Source organism: Streptococcus sp. oral taxon 064 (genome assembly GCF_001683375.1).
Classification (GTDB): Bacteria; Bacillota; Bacilli; order Lactobacillales; family Streptococcaceae; genus Streptococcus; species Streptococcus oralis_S.
On sequence record NZ_CP016207.1, the window covers coordinates 501,619 to 518,685 of the forward strand.

General features: G+C 41.6%; 16 protein-coding genes. 1 reads left to right on the forward strand and 15 read right to left on the reverse strand.

The window, feature by feature from the left end:
• The first annotated feature begins 26 nt into the window (after nucleotides 1-26).
• Nucleotides 27-902: an RluA family pseudouridine synthase gene (locus AXF18_RS02455; RefSeq protein WP_080979120.1), complete on the forward strand. Its 876-nt coding sequence runs from the start codon at nucleotides 27-29 to the stop codon at nucleotides 900-902.
• A gap of 66 nt (nucleotides 903-968) precedes the next feature.
• On the opposite strand, the gene gap is transcribed toward AXF18_RS02455, so the two are convergent.
• The 15 genes from gap to AXF18_RS02530 all read right to left on the reverse strand — a co-directional run bounded on the left by gap (nucleotide 969) and on the right by AXF18_RS02530 (nucleotide 17,055).
• Nucleotides 969-1,979, reverse strand: coding sequence for a type I glyceraldehyde-3-phosphate dehydrogenase (gene gap / locus AXF18_RS02460; RefSeq protein WP_000260676.1), 1,011 nt, complete (start codon nucleotides 1,977-1,979; stop codon nucleotides 969-971).
• Nucleotides 1,980-2,296: 317 nt separating this feature from the next.
• Nucleotides 2,297-4,948 (reverse strand): bifunctional acetaldehyde-CoA/alcohol dehydrogenase, encoded by a 2,652-nt coding sequence (gene adhE / locus AXF18_RS02465; protein ID WP_000763993.1) that lies wholly within the window; start codon nucleotides 4,946-4,948, stop codon nucleotides 2,297-2,299.
• 295 nt (nucleotides 4,949-5,243) lie between these two features.
• Entirely contained in the window at nucleotides 5,244-5,657 is a 414-nt protein-coding gene (locus AXF18_RS02470; protein ID WP_049550037.1) for an MORN repeat-containing protein, read from the reverse strand.
• Entirely contained in the window at nucleotides 5,644-6,087 is a 444-nt protein-coding gene (locus AXF18_RS02475) for a low molecular weight protein-tyrosine-phosphatase (RefSeq protein ID WP_049550038.1), read from the reverse strand. Before AXF18_RS02475 ends, AXF18_RS02470 begins: the two co-directional genes overlap by 14 nt.
• Nucleotides 6,088-6,134: 47 nt before the next feature.
• A complete protein-coding gene (gene yajC, locus AXF18_RS02480) occupies nucleotides 6,135-6,455 on the reverse strand; it encodes a preprotein translocase subunit YajC (RefSeq protein WP_049550039.1) in 321 nt (106 codons plus the stop codon).
• A 117-nt stretch (nucleotides 6,456-6,572) separates the two neighbouring features.
• Nucleotides 6,573-8,549, reverse strand: coding sequence for a transketolase (tkt, locus tag AXF18_RS02485; RefSeq protein ID WP_049550040.1), 1,977 nt, complete (start codon nucleotides 8,547-8,549; stop codon nucleotides 6,573-6,575).
• 127 nt (nucleotides 8,550-8,676) lie between these two features.
• Nucleotides 8,677-9,768, reverse strand: a complete 1,092-nt coding sequence (gene ulaG / locus AXF18_RS02490) for an L-ascorbate 6-phosphate lactonase (RefSeq protein ID WP_001134225.1) — start codon at nucleotides 9,766-9,768, stop codon at nucleotides 8,677-8,679.
• 116 nt (nucleotides 9,769-9,884) lie between these two features.
• Nucleotides 9,885-11,558: a transcription antiterminator gene (locus tag AXF18_RS02495; RefSeq protein WP_000242141.1), complete on the reverse strand. Its 1,674-nt coding sequence runs from the start codon at nucleotides 11,556-11,558 to the stop codon at nucleotides 9,885-9,887.
• A gap of 167 nt (nucleotides 11,559-11,725) precedes the next feature.
• On the reverse strand, nucleotides 11,726-12,430 hold the full coding sequence (locus AXF18_RS02500; RefSeq protein WP_001077565.1) for an L-ribulose-5-phosphate 4-epimerase: 705 nt from the start codon (nucleotides 12,428-12,430) through the stop codon (nucleotides 11,726-11,728).
• Between the two features lies 1 nt (nucleotide 12,431).
• Nucleotides 12,432-13,295: an L-ribulose-5-phosphate 3-epimerase gene (locus AXF18_RS02505; RefSeq protein WP_000113588.1), complete on the reverse strand. Its 864-nt coding sequence runs from the start codon at nucleotides 13,293-13,295 to the stop codon at nucleotides 12,432-12,434.
• A gap of 3 nt (nucleotides 13,296-13,298) precedes the next feature.
• On the reverse strand, nucleotides 13,299-13,964 hold the full coding sequence (locus AXF18_RS02510; RefSeq protein WP_000166723.1) for a 3-keto-L-gulonate-6-phosphate decarboxylase UlaD: 666 nt from the start codon (nucleotides 13,962-13,964) through the stop codon (nucleotides 13,299-13,301).
• Nucleotides 13,965-13,978: 14 nt separating this feature from the next.
• Nucleotides 13,979-14,464: a PTS sugar transporter subunit IIA gene (locus AXF18_RS02515; RefSeq protein WP_001049934.1), complete on the reverse strand. Its 486-nt coding sequence runs from the start codon at nucleotides 14,462-14,464 to the stop codon at nucleotides 13,979-13,981.
• Between the two features lie 76 nt (nucleotides 14,465-14,540).
• On the reverse strand, nucleotides 14,541-14,819 hold the full coding sequence (locus tag AXF18_RS02520; protein ID WP_000241470.1) for a PTS sugar transporter subunit IIB: 279 nt from the start codon (nucleotides 14,817-14,819) through the stop codon (nucleotides 14,541-14,543).
• 22 nt (nucleotides 14,820-14,841) lie between these two features.
• A complete protein-coding gene (locus AXF18_RS02525) occupies nucleotides 14,842-16,299 on the reverse strand; it encodes a PTS ascorbate transporter subunit IIC (protein WP_000452078.1) in 1,458 nt (485 codons plus the stop codon).
• A 132-nt stretch (nucleotides 16,300-16,431) separates the two neighbouring features.
• Nucleotides 16,432-17,055 carry a hypothetical protein gene (locus tag AXF18_RS02530; RefSeq protein WP_000970732.1) on the reverse strand — a complete coding sequence of 208 codons (624 nt, stop codon included), beginning with the start codon at nucleotides 17,053-17,055 and terminating at the stop codon, nucleotides 16,432-16,434.
• Between the last annotated feature and the right edge of the window lie 12 nt (nucleotides 17,056-17,067).

The following is a 17,067-nucleotide window of genomic DNA, read 5'->3' on the forward strand; positions in this document are numbered from 1 at the left end:
AGGGCTTTTTTTGTTACAATATCTGTATGCAATTCACATTTACATTACCATCATCCCTGCCTCAAATGACGGTCAAGGAACTCCTAGAGGAACAACTCCTCATTCCTAGAAAGATTCGCCATTTTCTAAGAACCAAGAAGAATATCTTAATCAATCAAAAACAAGTTCACTGGAACGAGATAGTCAAACCAGGTGACATTTGTCAGTTGACTTTTGACGAGGAAGATTATCCCCCAAAAGAAATCCTTTGGGGCAATCTAGACCTCGTTCAAGAGATTTACCAAGACCAACATCTCATTATCGTCAACAAGCCAGAGGGAATGAAAACTCACGGAAATCAACCTGGTGAAATCGCCCTTCTCAATCACGTCTCTGCCTACGTTGGCCAAAACTGCTATGTCGTTCATCGCCTGGATATGGAAACAAGCGGTTTAGTGCTTTTTGCTAAAAATCCTTTTATCTTACCCATCCTCAATCGTTTGTTGGAGAAAAAGGACATTGCTCGTGAGTACTGGGCACTCGTAGAGGGGCAAGTAGGGAGTAAAGAACTTGTCTTTCGAGATAAAATTGGTCGTGATCGACACGATCGTAGAAAAAGAATAGTTGATGAAAAAAATGGACAATATGCTGAAACACATATCAGTCGATTAAAACAATTCCCAAACAAGACTACCCTTGTCCGTTGCAAACTAAAGACCGGTCGAACGCATCAAATCCGTGTTCACCTCTCTCACCATAAGCACCCTATCCTGGGCGATCCTCTCTATAACTCTAAATCAAGAACGAGCCGGCTCATGCTCCACGCTTTTCGACTCTCCTTTACTCATCCACTCACCTTAGAAAAATTGAGTTTCACTGCCCTCTCGGATACTTTCGAAATAGAATTAAAACAAAATGGATGACACTATCATCCATTTTTCTATACAAAAAAGCAAGACCAGAAGGCCTTGCTTTTATCGACTCAAGAATTATTTAGCGATTTTTGCGAAGTATTCAAGAGTACGAACAAGTTGTGAAGTGTAAGACATTTCGTTGTCATACCATGAAACAACTTTAACCAATTGTTTGCCGTCAACGTCAAGAACTTTAGTTTGAGTTGCATCGAACAATGAACCGTAAGACATACCTAAGATATCTGAAGATACGATTGGATCTTCTGTGTAACCGTATGATTCGTTTGAAGCTGCTTTCATAGCTGCGTTTACTTCATCAACAGTAACATTCTTTTCAAGAACTGCTACCAATTCAGTTACTGAACCAGCTGGAACAGGAACACGTTGAGCAGCTCCATCCAATTTGCCGTTCAATTCAGGAATAACCAAACCGATTGCTTTAGCAGCACCAGTTGAGTTAGGAACGATGTTAACTGCACCAGCGCGAGCACGGCGAAGGTCACCACCACGGTGTGGTCCGTCAAGGATCATTTGGTCACCAGTGTAAGCGTGGATAGTAGTCATCAATCCTTCTACAACACCGAAGTTGTCTTGAAGAGCTTTAGCCATTGGAGCCAAGCAGTTTGTAGTACATGAAGCACCTGAGATAACTGTTTCAGTACCGTCAAGAATGTCGTGGTTAGTGTTAAATACAACTGTTTTAACATCGTTTCCACCAGGAGCAGTGATAACAACTTTTTTAGCTCCTCCAGCGTGCAAGTGTTTTTCAGCCGCTGCTTTCTTAGCAAAGAAACCAGTTGCTTCAAGAACAATTTCTACACCGTCAGTAGCCCAGTCGATTTGTTCTGGATCACGTTCAGCAGAAACTTTAACGAATTTACCGTTAACTTCAAATCCACCTTCTTTAACTTCTACAGTACCGTCGAAACGACCTTGAGTTGTGTCGTATTTCAACAAGTGTGCAAGCATAACTGGATCTGTAAGGTCGTTGATGCGAGTAACTTCAACACCTTCTACGTTTTGGATACGGCGGAAAGCAAGACGACCGATACGTCCGAAACCGTTAATACCAACTTTAACTACCATTAGTGATTTCCTCCTTATGAAAATCATGAAAATTTTATTGTGAAAAGAGTAACTTGAATCACTACAAATCACCTTTCAACAAACCTATTATATAACTATTTGAGTTGAATTGCAAGTACGGGCGTTGATTTTCTCTCCCGCTTTTCTACTTTTTCTCCCCCTTTTTATTCATCCATTCTTTTATTCTCAAAGCATATCTCTAGAATTTTTATAATATCTGCATATTCTCTTCATTTCATGGTGAAACTTCAATTTCAACTCTTTCAGAGTTTACAAAAAAGAGACAGGATTTCTCCTGCCTCTAGGCTGATAAACGATTATTTACGGCGTCCTGGTCGTTCTGCATAACCATAGTATGCATCTGCCATGATTTCTTCCATGTCGGCTACCATTGGCAAGCGTGGGTTTGCAGGTGAACATTGGTCTTCATAAGCAAGCAAGGCAATTTCATGCAAGCTGTCTTTCCAAGCTTTTTCATCAATTCCTTGATCCTTGAAGTTCATCTTGATACCTACTGCAACACCAAGTTCGTAAACAGCTTTAGCGTATGCTTCAACCGCTTCTTCTGGAGTTGAGTGAGGCAATCCAAGCATTCTAGCAATATCTTGGAATTTTTCGTCAGCTTTCCAGTAGTTATACTTAGGCCATGTAGTCGTCTTAGATGGGCGAGTTCCATTGTAACGGATAACGTATGGAAGCAAGATTGCGTTTGTACGTCCGTGAACAGTATGGTGAACCGCACCGATCTTGTGGGCCATTGAGTGGCTCATACCAAGGAAGGCATTGGCAAAGGCCATACCAGCCATTGTAGATGCATTGTGCATTTTTTCGCGAGCTTCTGGATCAGCTGTCTTAACAGATTTTTCCAACCATTCAAAGACAAGTTTGATTGTTTGAAGGGCGATACCGTCTGTGTAGTCGTTAGCAAAGTTTGAAGTGTAGGCTTCAGTCGCGTGAGTCAAGACGTCCATACCAGTGTCAGCTGCGATGAAGTCTGGAACTGATTCAACCAAAGCAGGGTCAACAATGGCAATAGTTGGTGTCAATGAGTAGTCAGCCAATGGGTATTTGCGGTTGTTTTTCTTATCAGAGATAACGGCAAATGGTGTTACTTCTGAACCTGTACCTGAAGTTGTTGGGATACCGATGTACTTCGCTTTCTTACCAAGTGATGGGAAGCGGAAGGCACGTTTACGGATATCCATGAATTTTTGAACCAAGTCACGGAAGTCGATTTCTGGTTGTTCGTAGAAGAGCCACATTACTTTGGCCGCGTCCATTGGAGAACCACCACCAAGAGCGATAATTGTATCTGGTTCAAATGCTTTCATCACTTCAGTACCACGTTCTACAGTTGTGATATCTGGGTCTGGTTCAACGTCTGAGAAGACTTGGACAGTTACACGGTTGCTGCGTTTGTTCAATTGGTCAATAATGCGTTGAACAAAACCAAGTTTTTCGATCGATTTGTCTGTAACAATCATAACGCGTTCAATATCTTCACATGTTTGAAGGTATTGGATAGAATTGCGTTCGAAGTAAATTTTTGAAGGAACTTTAAACCACTGCATATTATTTCTACGTTTCCCTACTTTCTTGATGTTAAGAAGGTTGATAGCGGATACGTTATCACCAACTGAGTTGTGTCCATATGAACCACATCCAAGTGTTAATGATGGAATGAAGGCATTGTATACGTCACCGATACCACCGAAAGTAGATGGAGAGTTCCAGATAATACGCATTGCTTTGATTTCTGTACCAAAGCGTTTAGCAAGAGCTTCGTCTTTTGTATGGATAGCAGCTGAGTGTCCTAGACCATTAAATTCAACCATTTGACGAGCTTTTTTAAGTCCATCTTCAGTATCTTCGGCTTTTAGGACAGCGATAACTGGTGACAATTTTTCACGAGTCAATGGTTCTTTCGGTCCTACTTCTGCACATTCCGCAGCCAAGATGTTTGTTCCTTCTGGAACGCTGAATCCTGCTTGTTCTGCAATCCATGTTGCTGGTTTACCAACGATGTCAGCGTTCAATTTTGCTCCAGCACAGTTCTTGCTATTTGATTTTGCTCCAAAACAGAATTCTTCAAGAAGTGCTTTTTCTTTCTTGTTTACAAAGTAAGTGTGATATGATTTGAATTCTTCTACAAATTCGTCATACACTTCTTTATCAATGATAACCGCTTGTTCTGATGCACAGACCATCCCATTATCAAATGATTTAGACATAACGATGTCATGAGCAGCTTGACGAAGGTCAGCAGATTTTTCTACATAGGCAGGAACGTTTCCGGCACCTACCCCAAGTGCTGGTTTTCCACATGAGTATGCAGCTTTAACCATGGCATTCCCACCAGTTGCAAGAATAGTTGCAACACCTTCGTGGTTCATTAGCGCTCCAGTTGCTTCCATAGATGGCTTTGTAATCCATTGAACACAGTTTTCAGGAGCGCCAGCTGCAATCGCTGCATCGCGAACGATTTGTGCTGCGTGAGCTGATGATTCTTGAGCAGATGGGTGGAAGGCAAAAACGATTGGGTTACGTGTTTTCAAAGCAATGAGTGATTTGAAAATCGCTGTTGAAGTTGGGTTTGTTGTCGGAGTGACACCACAGATTACACCGACAGGCTCCGCAATCTTTGTCAAACCTGTAATTGGATCATCTTCAATAACTCCAACTGTCTTAACTCCACGCATATTGTTCACTACGTGTTCGCAGGCAAATAGGTTTTTTGTCGCCTTGTCTTCAAATACCCCACGACCAGTTTCTTCAACTGCGTGTTGTGCAAGGATACCGTGCGCGTCAAGTGCTGCAACCGAAGCTTTTGCCACGATATAGTCAACTTGCTCTTGGTTCAACTTGCGCATTTCATCAAGCGCAACCAAGGCTTTTTTCACGAGACCATCGACATGCTTTTCAGCAGCAAGTTGTTTTTCCTCTGGTGTTACTGTTTTTTTATCAGCCATATTATCCTCCATAGCCTTTAAAGATTTTATCCTTTGTTAATTTTTTCACAAGTTTATTATAACTCTTTTTTTATGCTTTGTAAACAGTTTCATAAGTATTTCACAAAGAATTTTTCTGAGATTGTGATTTTTTTCTCAATACGGCTACACAATAGAGTTTTGTCTGGACGATTGTGAAATTATGGAAAAAATTTTTTTATTTCACAAAGTTTTTCTAGTTAATAGTTAGTTATCGAATTCAAGCCAAGAAAGCCCTTTCTTTTTAGGCTTTGAAAATAGTCTCCTAACTTGGAGACTACTGTTTTTGTTGAAAAACGCCTTGTTTAAAGGTCCCTTCATAAACAACTTCTTGCTCTGTCGTCAACTTCCCTTGACCTTCAGCTTGACCATTTACAAAATCACCTTCGTATTTCCAGCCATCTTTTGATTGGAAAGTTCCTTTCCCATTAAAGGCTCCATTATTGAAATCACCTGTATATTGGTCTCCGTTTTCAAAGGTCAGGGTTCCCTGACCATTCATTTTTCCTCGTACCAAGGTGCCATCATAAACAAGAGCTCCACCATCAAGTGTCAGGACACCCTTTTTAGGCGTATTTAGCAGAAATACCGAAAGAGCACAGAGTACCATTACAACTACTGCAATGAGCTCTAACCTAGGACGAGTTAGGTAAACTCTACCCTTCTCATAAAATTGTTTAAGCTTTTCCATTGTCACTCTCTTTTTCTAATCGATCTAGCCAGCTTTGACATCCACTTGTGATACGAGCATAGGTTTCCTCAAAATCTCCTGTATACCAAGGATCTGGAACACTTCCAGATGCAAAAGGGTAGATCTTATACTGCAATTCCTGAGGACACATTTGACGCAGATCTGAAACGTTTGAAGCATCCATACCGATAATGTAATCAAACGATTCAAAGTCTTCCCTGCCAATCTGAAGCGATGTTTTATCTTTGTCATACGGGATCTGATATTGCTGGAAAATTCCTTGCGTTCCCCTATGAATCGGATTGCCATGTTCCCATGATGACGTCGCCCGGCTTTCGACGTGGTAATCGCTCGTCATGGACTTCATCACAAACTCTGCCATGGGGCTTCGGCAGATATTTCCTAGGCAAACAAATACTATTTTTTTCATCCCTTTTCCTCTCATATCATAGAAAAACGGGAGTGACAGATCCCGTTTTATTCTTCGATTGCTCCGCCTTCGTCAACAACTGTTCCTTCTGGTGTCACAGCTTCTTTGAGTGGCAAAACGGTCTTGATAGCAGCCAATTCAAAGGTCAAATAAACGCCATCTACATCCAGTACGATTGTACCTTTCTCAGTATCTACTTCATCCACTGTTCCGTAAAGCCCACCAATCGTAATGACTTCATAGCCTTTTTGAAGCTTGTTCAAGCTTTCCATACGCTTTTGTGCTTGTTTCTTTTGAGAACGTTGCATAAAGAACATCAAGCCCATCATTGCTACTAACATGATTAAAAATGTATATTGCGATTCCATTATATTCTCCTTTGTATTTTACATAGGACTACTATATCAAATTTCAGCTACTTTTACAAGGTTGTACCTTGTTTTTATGGTTATAAAAAATCAGAGCTTTCACTCTGATTTCTGCAATTATTTCAAGTTTTGAACGACTTTGACTAGATTTTCTACCGTAAATCCGTACTCTGCCAAGACTTTTGGTGCTGGGGCAGATGCTCCAAAGGTATCAATACCGAGAACTGCACCATCAAGACCAACATACTTGTACCAGTTTTGAGTTGCTCCCATTTCGACTGCAACACGGCGACGAACTGCATTTGGAAGGATTTCTTCCTTGTATGCTGCATCTTGTGCGTCAAAGACATCTGTTGATGGCATGCTGACTACACGGACTTTTGCTCCTTGGCTAGCCAATTCTTTGGCAGCTACGACCGCCAAATTCACCTCTGAACCTGTTGCAATCAAGATTGTATCAAAGTCTGCTGCAGTTTCATAGACAACATAGGCACCTTTCGCAACTTTGTCAAAGTCTGTTCCCTCTTCGACAGTCAAGTTTTGACGTGTCAATACAAGGGCAGTTGGTGTTTTTTCGCTTGTCACGGCAAGGTACCAAGCCGCTTGAGTTTCACGCGCATCTGCTGGGCGGAAAACATTCAGATTTGGCATAGCACGGAGACCTGCTAAGTGTTCAACTGGTTCGTGCGTTGGACCATCTTCACCAACTGCGATTGAATCGTGGGTAAAGACATAAGTCACAGGAAGTCCTTGCAATGCTGATAAGCGGACAGCTGCTTTCACATAGTCAGAGAAGACAAAGAAAGTACCACCATAAACACGAAGTCCACCGTGAAGGGCCATTCCGTTCAAGATCGTTCCCATTGCAAATTCACGAACACCAAACTGAATATTGCGGTTCAAGCGATTAGCATCATCTTGAAGTCCATCCGTTTTGATGTAAGTCATGTTTGAGTGAGCGAGGTCAGCTGATCCACCTAGGAAAGTTGGCAACTTGGCAGCGACAACGTTCAAAGCATCTTGACTTGAGTTACGAGTTGCTTGGGAAAATCCATTTTCTAAGGTTGGGAAGTCTGCTGGAGTCACCTCAACTGGATCACGGCCGTCGATGATGGCTTCTACTTCTGCAGCCAGTTCTGGATGAGCTTCTTTATAATCAGCAACTAATTTAGTCCAAGCTTGATAAGCTGATGCGCCACGGTCTGCAACATTTTCCTTGAAATCAGCATAAACTTCAGCTGGGATTTCAAATGATTCATAGTCCCAACCAAGGGCTTGACGAGTAGCCGCAGTTTCATCTGCTCCAAGAGGAGCACCGTGTACAGCATTGGTTCCTTGTTTGTTTGGAGAACCGTATCCAATAACAGTCTTCACTTCAATCAAAGATGGTTTGCCTGAAGCTTTAGCTGTTTCGATAGCCGCATGGATAGCTTCCAAGTCTGTTCCGTCTTCAACTAAGGCTGTATGCCAGCCGTAGGCATTGTAGCGATCACGAACACTTTCTGTAAAGGAATCTTTTGTCTCACCATCCAAGTTAATGTCATTTGAATCATAAAGAACCACCAACTTGTCAAGTTTTTGCAAGCCTGCATATGAAGCCGCCTCACTTGAGACACCTTCCATCAAATCTCCGTCTCCACAGATCACATAAGTATAGTGGTCAAAGATATTGAAACCTTCGCGGTTATATTTGGCTGCAAGGAAACGTTCTGCTTGGGCAAAACCAGTAGCAGTAGAAATCCCTTGACCTAGAGGACCAGTTGTCGCGTCAACCCCTGCTGTATGACCAAATTCTGGGTGACCTGGCGTTTTTGAACCCCATTGGCGGAAGTTCTTGACTTCATCCATGCTAACATCTTCAAAACCAGAAAGGTGAAGAAGGGCATAAAGAAGCATAGAGCCGTGTCCTGCTGAAAGAATAAAGCGATCGCGGTTGATCCAGTTTGGTTGAGCTGGATTGATACGAAGTTGCTTTGTAAAGAGGCTATAGGCCATAGGAGCAGCCCCCATAACCACCCCTGGGTGACCTGAGTTTGCTTTGTTGATGGCGTCAATACCTAGAAAACGAATTGCATTAACAGATAGATTTGACATAGAATTTCCTTTCTCTTTGAGGTGATTAATAAATCACACATCCTATTTTACTATTATATGAAAATTATCCGTATAGTGCAACATACGGATAACCTCCAGATAATAATTTACATCATTTGAACAGTTTTTATAGCAAAGCTTTGAATTGGATATTCGAATCTTGCTCGAAGCAATCATCAAATCCACGTGGGTGATGGTATTCTACTAGGTGCTGATCTTGAGGATAAGTGTACTTACCTCCTACTTCCCAGATAAATGGATGGAAGTTGTACTGCAAACGGTCTTTTCTCATCTTCCATAGTTCTAAAATTTCATTGGTTGAAGCCATAAAGTTTGACCAGATGTCATAGTGAACTGGGATAATGACTTTAGCACGCAGATTTTCTGCCATACGAAGAAGATCAATTGAAGTCATCTTGTCTTGGATACCAACTGGGTTTTCACCATAGTTGTTCAAAGCAACATCAATCTTAAAGTCTTTTCCGTGTTTCGCAAAGTAGTTTGAGAAGTGAGAGTCTGCACCGTGATAAATAGTACCACCTGGTGTTTCAAAAATATAGTTAACAGCTTTTTGAGCCATCTCTTCATCAGTAACAGTCAAACCTGCCAATTCTCCACCTGTTTCATCAGCACCGTTGACTGGCAAAGTTACCAAGCAAGTACGGTCAAAAGATTCCACAGCATGAATCTTCATGTCTTTGAGTTCAATGGTGTCACCTGGTTTAACTACAATAATGCGTTCTTTTGGCACTCCCCAGCCTTCCCAGATAAGTCCGCAATGGTAAGGTCCGATGAATTTAACATGTTCCAATTTTGGATTATTCAAAATAGCTGCGGCTGTATAAGGATCAATATGATCGCTATGGAAGTGGGAAACCAAGTAGTAGTCTAACTCATTGATTGCAAATGGGTCAATGACCATCGGTTGAACACGCAAGTTTGGTTGCAATTTACGTACACCTGCCATGTTAGCCATTTGGTGCCCACGGACCATATCTTTAACTTTTTTAGTAGATTTTCCGCGATTTGACCAAAGGTCCATCACAACGTTAGCACCACCAGGTGTCTTAATCCAAGTTCCACAGTTGCCTAGCCACCACATAGCAAAATTGCCTTCAGGAACGACTTCTTCTTCAATTTCTTCGTTGAGCCATGTTCCCCATTCTGGGAAAGTCGCTAGAATCCATGATTCTCTTGTAATTTCTTTTACGTTTGGCATTATGACATCCTCCATTTTTTGTTCAAGTTTTCATTTCATACTTAGTATAACACCCGCCCGAAAATTAAAAAAGACCAAGAAAAACACAGGTTTGTGTTCATCATTGGACTGTCATGTTATAACTCTTCAAAAAAGGACTGGATAAGTAATTCTTGATTTATCAGACTTTGAATCTCCTGCTGCAGTTTCGTTGCGGCACGCTTATCCGGTATATAAGTTGAAATAATGGTTGATAAATTTTCGCTGAAACTTCTGCCGTCTTTTCGAAAAACCTTGTTTTTCAGATAATCAACTATACGCAAGATATCCTCTGCCTCCAAGATAGGATTGACCTTTAAGACAGGGAAGCGACTCTCTAGTTCATCATTTGTTGTAATCACCAAATCCACCAAGGCAATATCCTCAACACTTTTAAACTGTTCTGTTGTGAAAACTGCCCCGATTTGTTCGTTGGGAAGATAGAAACGACATTGTTTGAGCAACAGTTTAGAAACCCCTACTCCTTCGTCACAAACCAGATAAATTTTTTTGGTGGCATTCTGCGAGGATGGAGTGTATTTCAAAAATCCACCAACGTGAATCGTCAGATAAGCAATCTCATCGTCCGTCAAGCGTACAAGCCAGGCTTCCTCCAAAATCTCGGCACATTTTTTGGTGATGATAAAGAGCTCGCTGTACTTGGAACGGATTTGCTTAGTAAGAGGATTTTTAGAAAAGATGCCATAGGTCTTTCTAAACAACAAAGCCTTACAGTGAATCAGCAGGTTACGTAACAAGTCTTCCTTGTTTTCGATTTCCATCTTGGTTTGTGATTCAAAATGCCAAATAAATTCCTCTAAAGTGACTTTCAGCTGGTGAAAGTCTTCGCTTTCCGCATGGACGTCTCTATCCTTTCTATAGGATAAAAGGAGAATGGCCAACAGAGAAATTTCGAGTTCCGATAAAGAAATTTCAAATGTCTCAAAAAGGCGCTCACTCAGCCTTTCAGATACTCTGTACTCTATTCTCTTACGAATCAAGGAAAAATCTTGATCAATATCCTGATGCTTTTCTTGATGACGCGTGATATTATCACAACTTAAAAGCAGATAAGGAAGCACTCGCAACATAAAGGTCACTTCATGATGATTTATTTTTTTCCCTAAATCCTGTTCAACCAGAGGGACTTGCTCCTTGAGAAATTGATGCATTTGTCTAGACAAAAGCAACTCTCCTTGGAATCTATCCTTTATCTTATCTTCAAGAATGGTAACAAAAGCTCCATTTCCTTCCATAAAGATATGGTATAAGAGCGATTGAAGATGCTGAATTTTATTTAAGGGGTGGGCGCTAAGATAATAACCTTGTGATTTACTTACTTGCAGGGTTACCTGATACTGTTCTAGGCTTAACTGGTAACGGATGGTATTGAGATCATTCAAAACGGTGTTCCGCGAAACTTCTGTTAATTCCATCAGTTTTTCGACAGTGATGCGTTCTTTGGAAATTCCAATCCAAAATAACATCATCTGCATGCGTTCTTCCCCGCTCATCACATAATCGTAGGAGTCAACTTCGGATAAAAGTTGCTGACAAGCAAGTCTCTGCTCCTCCGTTAAGTAGATACCAATACGAGGAAGGCTAACAAGGTGGTGTTCAGGATTGCCCAATGCATCATTAATTTTATCAACGTGATAATAGACCTTTCTCCTTGATTGACCCAAATCTTTGGAAATGGTCATAATCGTTTTGGGAGATTCTTGATCCAGGAGGTACATCAATAGCTCACAACTCGTTTTATCTAATACCATCTTATCCTCCTATTATTCGGGACCAATCAATCAAACAGTCTCCCTATCATAGCACTTTAATAAAAATATTTCAATGATAATATTTATCATTGGGCTCGTTTGCTTTTCAGGTTTATTGCAAAAGCGAGGCCTAGATACCTCCAAGCCTCTTTTCAATTGCCCGTTTTTTATTTTTGACCATAGTAGGCATTTGGTCCATGCTTTCTTTGGTAATGTTTTTCCAATATGTGCTGTGGTGCAGGTTCAACTCTTGGATTGATTTGCTCTGTGAAACGGTTCATCTTGGAAACTTCTTCGAGAACCACTGAATGGTAAACTGCATTTTCAGGGTTCTTGCCCCATGTGAATGGACCGTGGTTGCGAACGACAATCCCTGGTACTTCAACCGGATTGAGACCGCGACGTTCAAATTCTTCCAGAATGACCAAACCTGTATCCTTTTCATACGCTACTTCAACTTCATCCTGAGTCAAGCTACGAGCACAAGGAATTGGTCCATAAAAATAGTCGGCATGTGTGGTCCCATAAAATGGAATATCACGTCCCGCCTGTGCCCAACCCACTGCTTCTGTCGAGTGAGTATGAACCACACTACCAATGGTAGGCCAAGCTTTATATAATTCCACGTGAGTTGGTAGGTCGGAAGATGGTCTCAAATCACCTTCAAGTACCTTCCCATCCAAATCTGTCACCACCATGTTTTCAGGAGTCAATTTATCATAATCTACTCCCGATGGCTTGATAACAATCACGCCTAGCTCACGATTCACTTCTGAGACATTGCCCCATGTGAATTTAACCAAGCCGTGTTTAGGAAGAGATTGATTAGCTTCGCAGACACGCTTTCTCATATCATTGATTACTTGATTCATCTTACATCAAACCCGCTTTCTTTATTAATGGGTAGAGGAAATCTTGTGCTTCTTTGATAGCCACTTTGGTTTCTTCTACTGTTTCACAGTTTTCAGACCACATCTCGATTAGGAAAGGACCATTATAGTTGGTCTTTTTCAAAATATCAAAAGCTGCTTCCCAGTTGACGCAGCCAGTTCCAAAAGGAACATCTCGGAATTGTCCTTTTGAAGTTTCGGTCACGGGATAGGTATCCTTGAGGTGGAGGGCTGCAAGGGCATGGTGCCCGATATAAAATTCACTGTAAACGTCATTATGCCAAGCTGAGACATTACCAATATCTGGATAAACAAAAAGATAAGGTGAATCAATCTCTTTTTCAACAGCCAAGTACTTTTCAATGCTATTAATAAAAGGATCATCCATAATTTCAATAGCTAAGATGACCTGAGCTTCCTCCGCCCAGACACAAGCTTGTCTGAGGTTTTTGATGAAACGTTCACGTGTTTGAGGGGACTTTTCCTCATAATAAACGTCATAACCAGCTAACTGAATCGTACGAACTCCCAAATCCTGAGCTAGTTCGATACATTTTTTCATCAGTTCCAGCGATTTTTCTTCTAGAACTGGATCGTTTGAACCCATTGGATAGCGACGATGACCTGAAAAACAGATGGACGGAATTCGGATTCCTGTTTCATAGATGGCTTTCACGATTTCCAATCGTTCTTCCTTGCTCCAATCAAGACGAGCCAAACGTTCATCACGCTCGTCAATCGACATTTCAACAAAGTCGAAGCTCAATTCTTTTGCAAAATTCAAGCGTTCCAACCAAGTAAAATGCTTGGGTGTAGCTTTTTCATAGATTCCAATTGGACGTGCCATAGATTACCCCCAAATTCGTTTGATTTCGTCCTTAAAGGCACGTGCTGCGCCTGCTGGATCTGCTGCCTCGGTAATTCCGCGACCTGCGATAAAGGTAAAGACATCCACTCCTTCAAAGAGTTTGAGTGTGTCCACATCCAGTCCTCCCGTAACAGACACACGGAAGCCCATATCAATCAATTTTTTGACCTTGTTTAGATCTTTTTCGCCCCAAGTTTCCCCAGCAAGCAGGGCATCACGAGATTGGTGATAGATTGCTTGGGAAATTCCCGCATCAAGCCAGAGTTGAGCCTGTTCAAAAGTCCAGTCTCCATAAAGTTCGATTTGGATTTCACCTCTATCTCCACGTTCAGCTGTGATGGCTTTAAGAGCAGCTTCCATAGTCGGAATGGTTGCACAGCAGATACAAGTCATCCAGTCCGCTCCACGTACAGCATTATTCTTGGCAACCGTTCCACCAGCATCCGCACACTTGGTGTCTGCAACGATGATCTTATCTGGGAAAAGGCTACGCAAGACTTCTACTAATTCGCTCCCTACTTGAAGTAGGCAAACAGTACCAGCTTCGATGATATCCACTTCATGACCAACAGCTACAGCAGCCTTAATGGCGCCTTGCAAATCTGAATGGTCTAGTGCAACTTGTAAATTTGGTATTCTTTTTGTCATCTTCCTACTCCTTTTTAGCTTTCCAAGTCCAAGCCTTCGAGGTATGGACTATTTTTTGATTCTTCAATCATATCCAAAACTTCTTCTTTGCTCTGGCATCCTTGTAAGCGGGCAATGGAATCTTCCAACTCAAACAAGGCAATAATTTGTGGAATCGCTACACTTGTATGAATCTTTGAGCTTGTCGCAGCCAAAGCTAGTAAGACGGATACTTCTTTTCCATCTGAAAAAACAACTGATTTTTGCAAGGTAATCAGTGAAAAAGCATCCCGCTGAACACCTGCCTCTGGCCTAGCATGGGGCATAGCCATCCCTGGCATTAAAATATAGTAGGGACCATATTCTTCTGTTGACTCAATAATCGCATCATAGTACTCTGGTAAAATTGCGCCACTTTCAATCAAGGGTTCCACCGCTAACTTAACTGCTTCTTTCCAATCAGCCGCCTCAAGTCCCAATCGAATTGAATTATTTTCAATCAAAGCCTGTTTTAAATTCATAGTTGCCTCCTTTATGTAAAGAGGGACTAGGACAGAACCCAGTCTTCACAGTTTCTGTCCAGCCCCCTCCAACCTTCTATAGTGCCTGACTGAGTTTTTCAGTGATTTCTTTATCATCCATCAAGTTGTCAAGCCCAATTAACTTCCCATTTGTTCTCCCTTCCAATTCTTGGATCAGGTGAAGAGAGGCGATAACGATATCATAGCCAGCTGCCAAACTTTTAGCTTCGCCGACACTGCATGAGTTTACTGTAAAGTCTGTTTGGTTTAGCTTGCGGAGCGCATTTTCCACCTTCATCTTGATAACCATTGATGAACCCATACCATTTCCACATGCTGCTAATACTTTAACCATTTTATTTCTCCTTTTCTAAATTCTAAGCTTCTTCTTGTACTTCGCCGTTATAGTATTTTTCTTTATCTTTAGCTTTGGCAAATTGAATTTGAGGAATGACAAGCAAGAAGAGGCAAACAAGCACATAACCAATAATACCAAGGTATTTGAAGATGTAGCCAAATCCAAGCCATGGGAATTCAAAGTCGATATTTCCATGGTAACCACCATAAGCCGCCAAGTCGAGAAGGGCTACGCAAAGAGCACCAAGGGCAACTTGAAGTACACCTGAGATAAAGGACAAGATAACTGCCGCTTTCCAACCACCACGTTTATCAGCGTAAACGGCGATAGCTGCATTATCAAAGAATACCGGTACAAATCCTGTGATGATAAGGATAGGATTTTTGAAGACGATGAGTAGAACGATTGTAATCAATTGACCAATCAAACCAAAGGCAAAACCTGACAAAACAGCGTTTGGAGAGCCAAATCCATAAGAAGCTGCAACGTCCACCGCTGGGAATGAACCTGGCAAAAGCTTACTTGAGATACCTTGGAAGGCATTTGTCAACTCAGATACGAACATGCGGACACCTTGCATCAAGATAAACAAGTAAACTGAGAAGGTGAAGGCTGTTTGGATAATATACATGAAGAAGTCTTGCTTAGCAGGATTGAACAAGGTTCCTGAAGTGATTACTTCTTTATTTGACATGATTTCTGGTCCCAAGATCAAGAGAATAGCACCAAAGAAGACCAGCATCAAGGTCGCAGAGGCAACTACTGTATCATGAAAGATAGAGAGGAATTTAGGCAATTTAATATTGTCTAGACTTTCTTCCTTCTTACCAAAACGTCCTGCGATTTTATCTACAAACCAAATAGCAAATTGTTGTTGGTGACCAATCGCAAAGCCACCCCCACCAGTCAAACGTTGAGTTGCTTCAACAGTCATGTTTGAGCTAATTGCCCAGTAAAGTCCACAGATAATTCCGATAGCCGCTGTACCGTAAGCATTGCGCAATTGTGGAACCAAGAAGAGAACCATAAGAGAAACAGTTGCTGCTTGTTGCACCATGATATGCCCTGTGATAAAGAGAGTTCTCACTTTGGTGAGTTTACGGAAAGCCACTAGCAGAATATTGACCCCGAAACCGATCAAAAGGGCTGTTGTTGCAGTTCCGACAAAATCAGGAAACTCAGCTGCAATTTTGTTATTTGCGGCTGCTAGTCCAAAGTAAGGGTCGATAACTGCCGCACCAATTTGAAATTTAAAGTTGAGCGCTGCCAAGATCGGACGGAAAGTGGTAACCAAGCCTCCCGCACCAACGTTCAGCAACATATAACCAACTGTCGCTTTTACAAATCCTGAAAAGACTTCATGAGCTGGCTTTTTCAAAAGCGCATACCCAATTAGTACCAAGAGACCCACGAAAAATGCGGGATTCTGCAAAATATTGCTAGAAAACCAATTTAGAACACTTGAAATGACTTCCATAACTGTTCTCCTTTATTTGAATTGTTTTTGTAACTTTATTATATATTTTGAAAACACAAACAAAAAGACCAAGAATTACACAGCGGACTGTTCACTCTTGGACTGAACGATTTATGATATTTTTGAGAAATTTTACTTCCTCGTCACCTCATAGTAAGGAAGTAGGCGAGTATAAGTTTCTTCTAATTTTTCTAAAATCTCTGCTAATGTTTGATTTTCAATAAAAGAAACATCCGACTTTACCAAAACTTTACGGATTTCCTGATTGCGTACCTTCTCGCGTAAAGTGCGACGGTTCTCCTCAGTAGCCTCCACCTTATGACTTTCCCCATTTGAGTAGACTAGATAATAAATTCCTTCTACCACTGGAAGTTCTAAAACCTTGGCTTGCTTGTCTAAAGTCTGTTCATCTTTCTTGCGCTCAATGAAGCTGACTTCTAAGGAAATCCCAAAATCTGAGGGTTTCCCATACAAACGCAGCGCCAACATGGGTTCTGTTACCTGCCCCTCTCTCTGTAGATAGGCCCAGAAATGCGGTCGCAAGCGCTGCGCTTGATTCATCCACTGACTAGTCTGTTGAAGTTGCCATTCTGGATGACTTGCTTGGAAGTCCTTGGCCAGATTTGTAAAAGCCTTACGAGCCTCCTGGCCTTTGTGGCGCAATTCCAGCATCTTCTCTCGCTCATCTCCAGACTTATCTGGATTACGATACTGGATCCCCGCGTAAGATAGATAGTTTCTGATGGTTTCCATCATCGGTCTTTTCTC

Excerpts from the sequence above, each read along its gene's own strand:
- AXF18_RS02455 (WP_080979120.1), top strand. The coding sequence starts at position 27 with ATGCAATTCACATTTACATTACCATCATCCCTGCCTCAAATGACGGTC.
- gap (WP_000260676.1), bottom strand. The coding sequence starts at position 1,979 with ATGGTAGTTAAAGTTGGTATTAACGGTTTCGGACGTATCGGTCGTCTT.
- adhE (WP_000763993.1), bottom strand. The coding sequence starts at position 4,948 with ATGGCTGATAAAAAAACAGTAACACCAGAGGAAAAACAACTTGCTGCT.
- AXF18_RS02470 (WP_049550037.1), bottom strand. The coding sequence starts at position 5,657 with ATGGAAAAGCTTAAACAATTTTATGAGAAGGGTAGAGTTTACCTAACT.
- AXF18_RS02475 (WP_049550038.1), bottom strand. The coding sequence starts at position 6,087 with ATGAAAAAAATAGTATTTGTTTGCCTAGGAAATATCTGCCGAAGCCCC.
- yajC (WP_049550039.1), bottom strand. The coding sequence starts at position 6,455 with ATGGAATCGCAATATACATTTTTAATCATGTTAGTAGCAATGATGGGC.
- tkt (WP_049550040.1), bottom strand. The coding sequence starts at position 8,549 with ATGTCAAATCTATCTGTTAATGCAATTCGTTTTCTAGGTATTGACGCC.
- ulaG (WP_001134225.1), bottom strand. The coding sequence starts at position 9,768 with ATGCCAAACGTAAAAGAAATTACAAGAGAATCATGGATTCTAGCGACT.
- AXF18_RS02495 (WP_000242141.1), bottom strand. The coding sequence starts at position 11,558 with ATGGTATTAGATAAAACGAGTTGTGAGCTATTGATGTACCTCCTGGAT.
- AXF18_RS02500 (WP_001077565.1), bottom strand. The coding sequence starts at position 12,430 with ATGAATCAAGTAATCAATGATATGAGAAAGCGTGTCTGCGAAGCTAAT.
- AXF18_RS02505 (WP_000113588.1), bottom strand. The coding sequence starts at position 13,295 with ATGGCACGTCCAATTGGAATCTATGAAAAAGCTACACCCAAGCATTTT.
- AXF18_RS02510 (WP_000166723.1), bottom strand. The coding sequence starts at position 13,964 with ATGACAAAAAGAATACCAAATTTACAAGTTGCACTAGACCATTCAGAT.
- AXF18_RS02515 (WP_001049934.1), bottom strand. The coding sequence starts at position 14,464 with ATGAATTTAAAACAGGCTTTGATTGAAAATAATTCAATTCGATTGGGA.
- AXF18_RS02520 (WP_000241470.1), bottom strand. The coding sequence starts at position 14,819 with ATGGTTAAAGTATTAGCAGCATGTGGAAATGGTATGGGTTCATCAATG.
- AXF18_RS02525 (WP_000452078.1), bottom strand. The coding sequence starts at position 16,299 with ATGGAAGTCATTTCAAGTGTTCTAAATTGGTTTTCTAGCAATATTTTG.
- AXF18_RS02530 (WP_000970732.1), bottom strand. The coding sequence starts at position 17,055 with ATGATGGAAACCATCAGAAACTATCTATCTTACGCGGGGATCCAGTAT.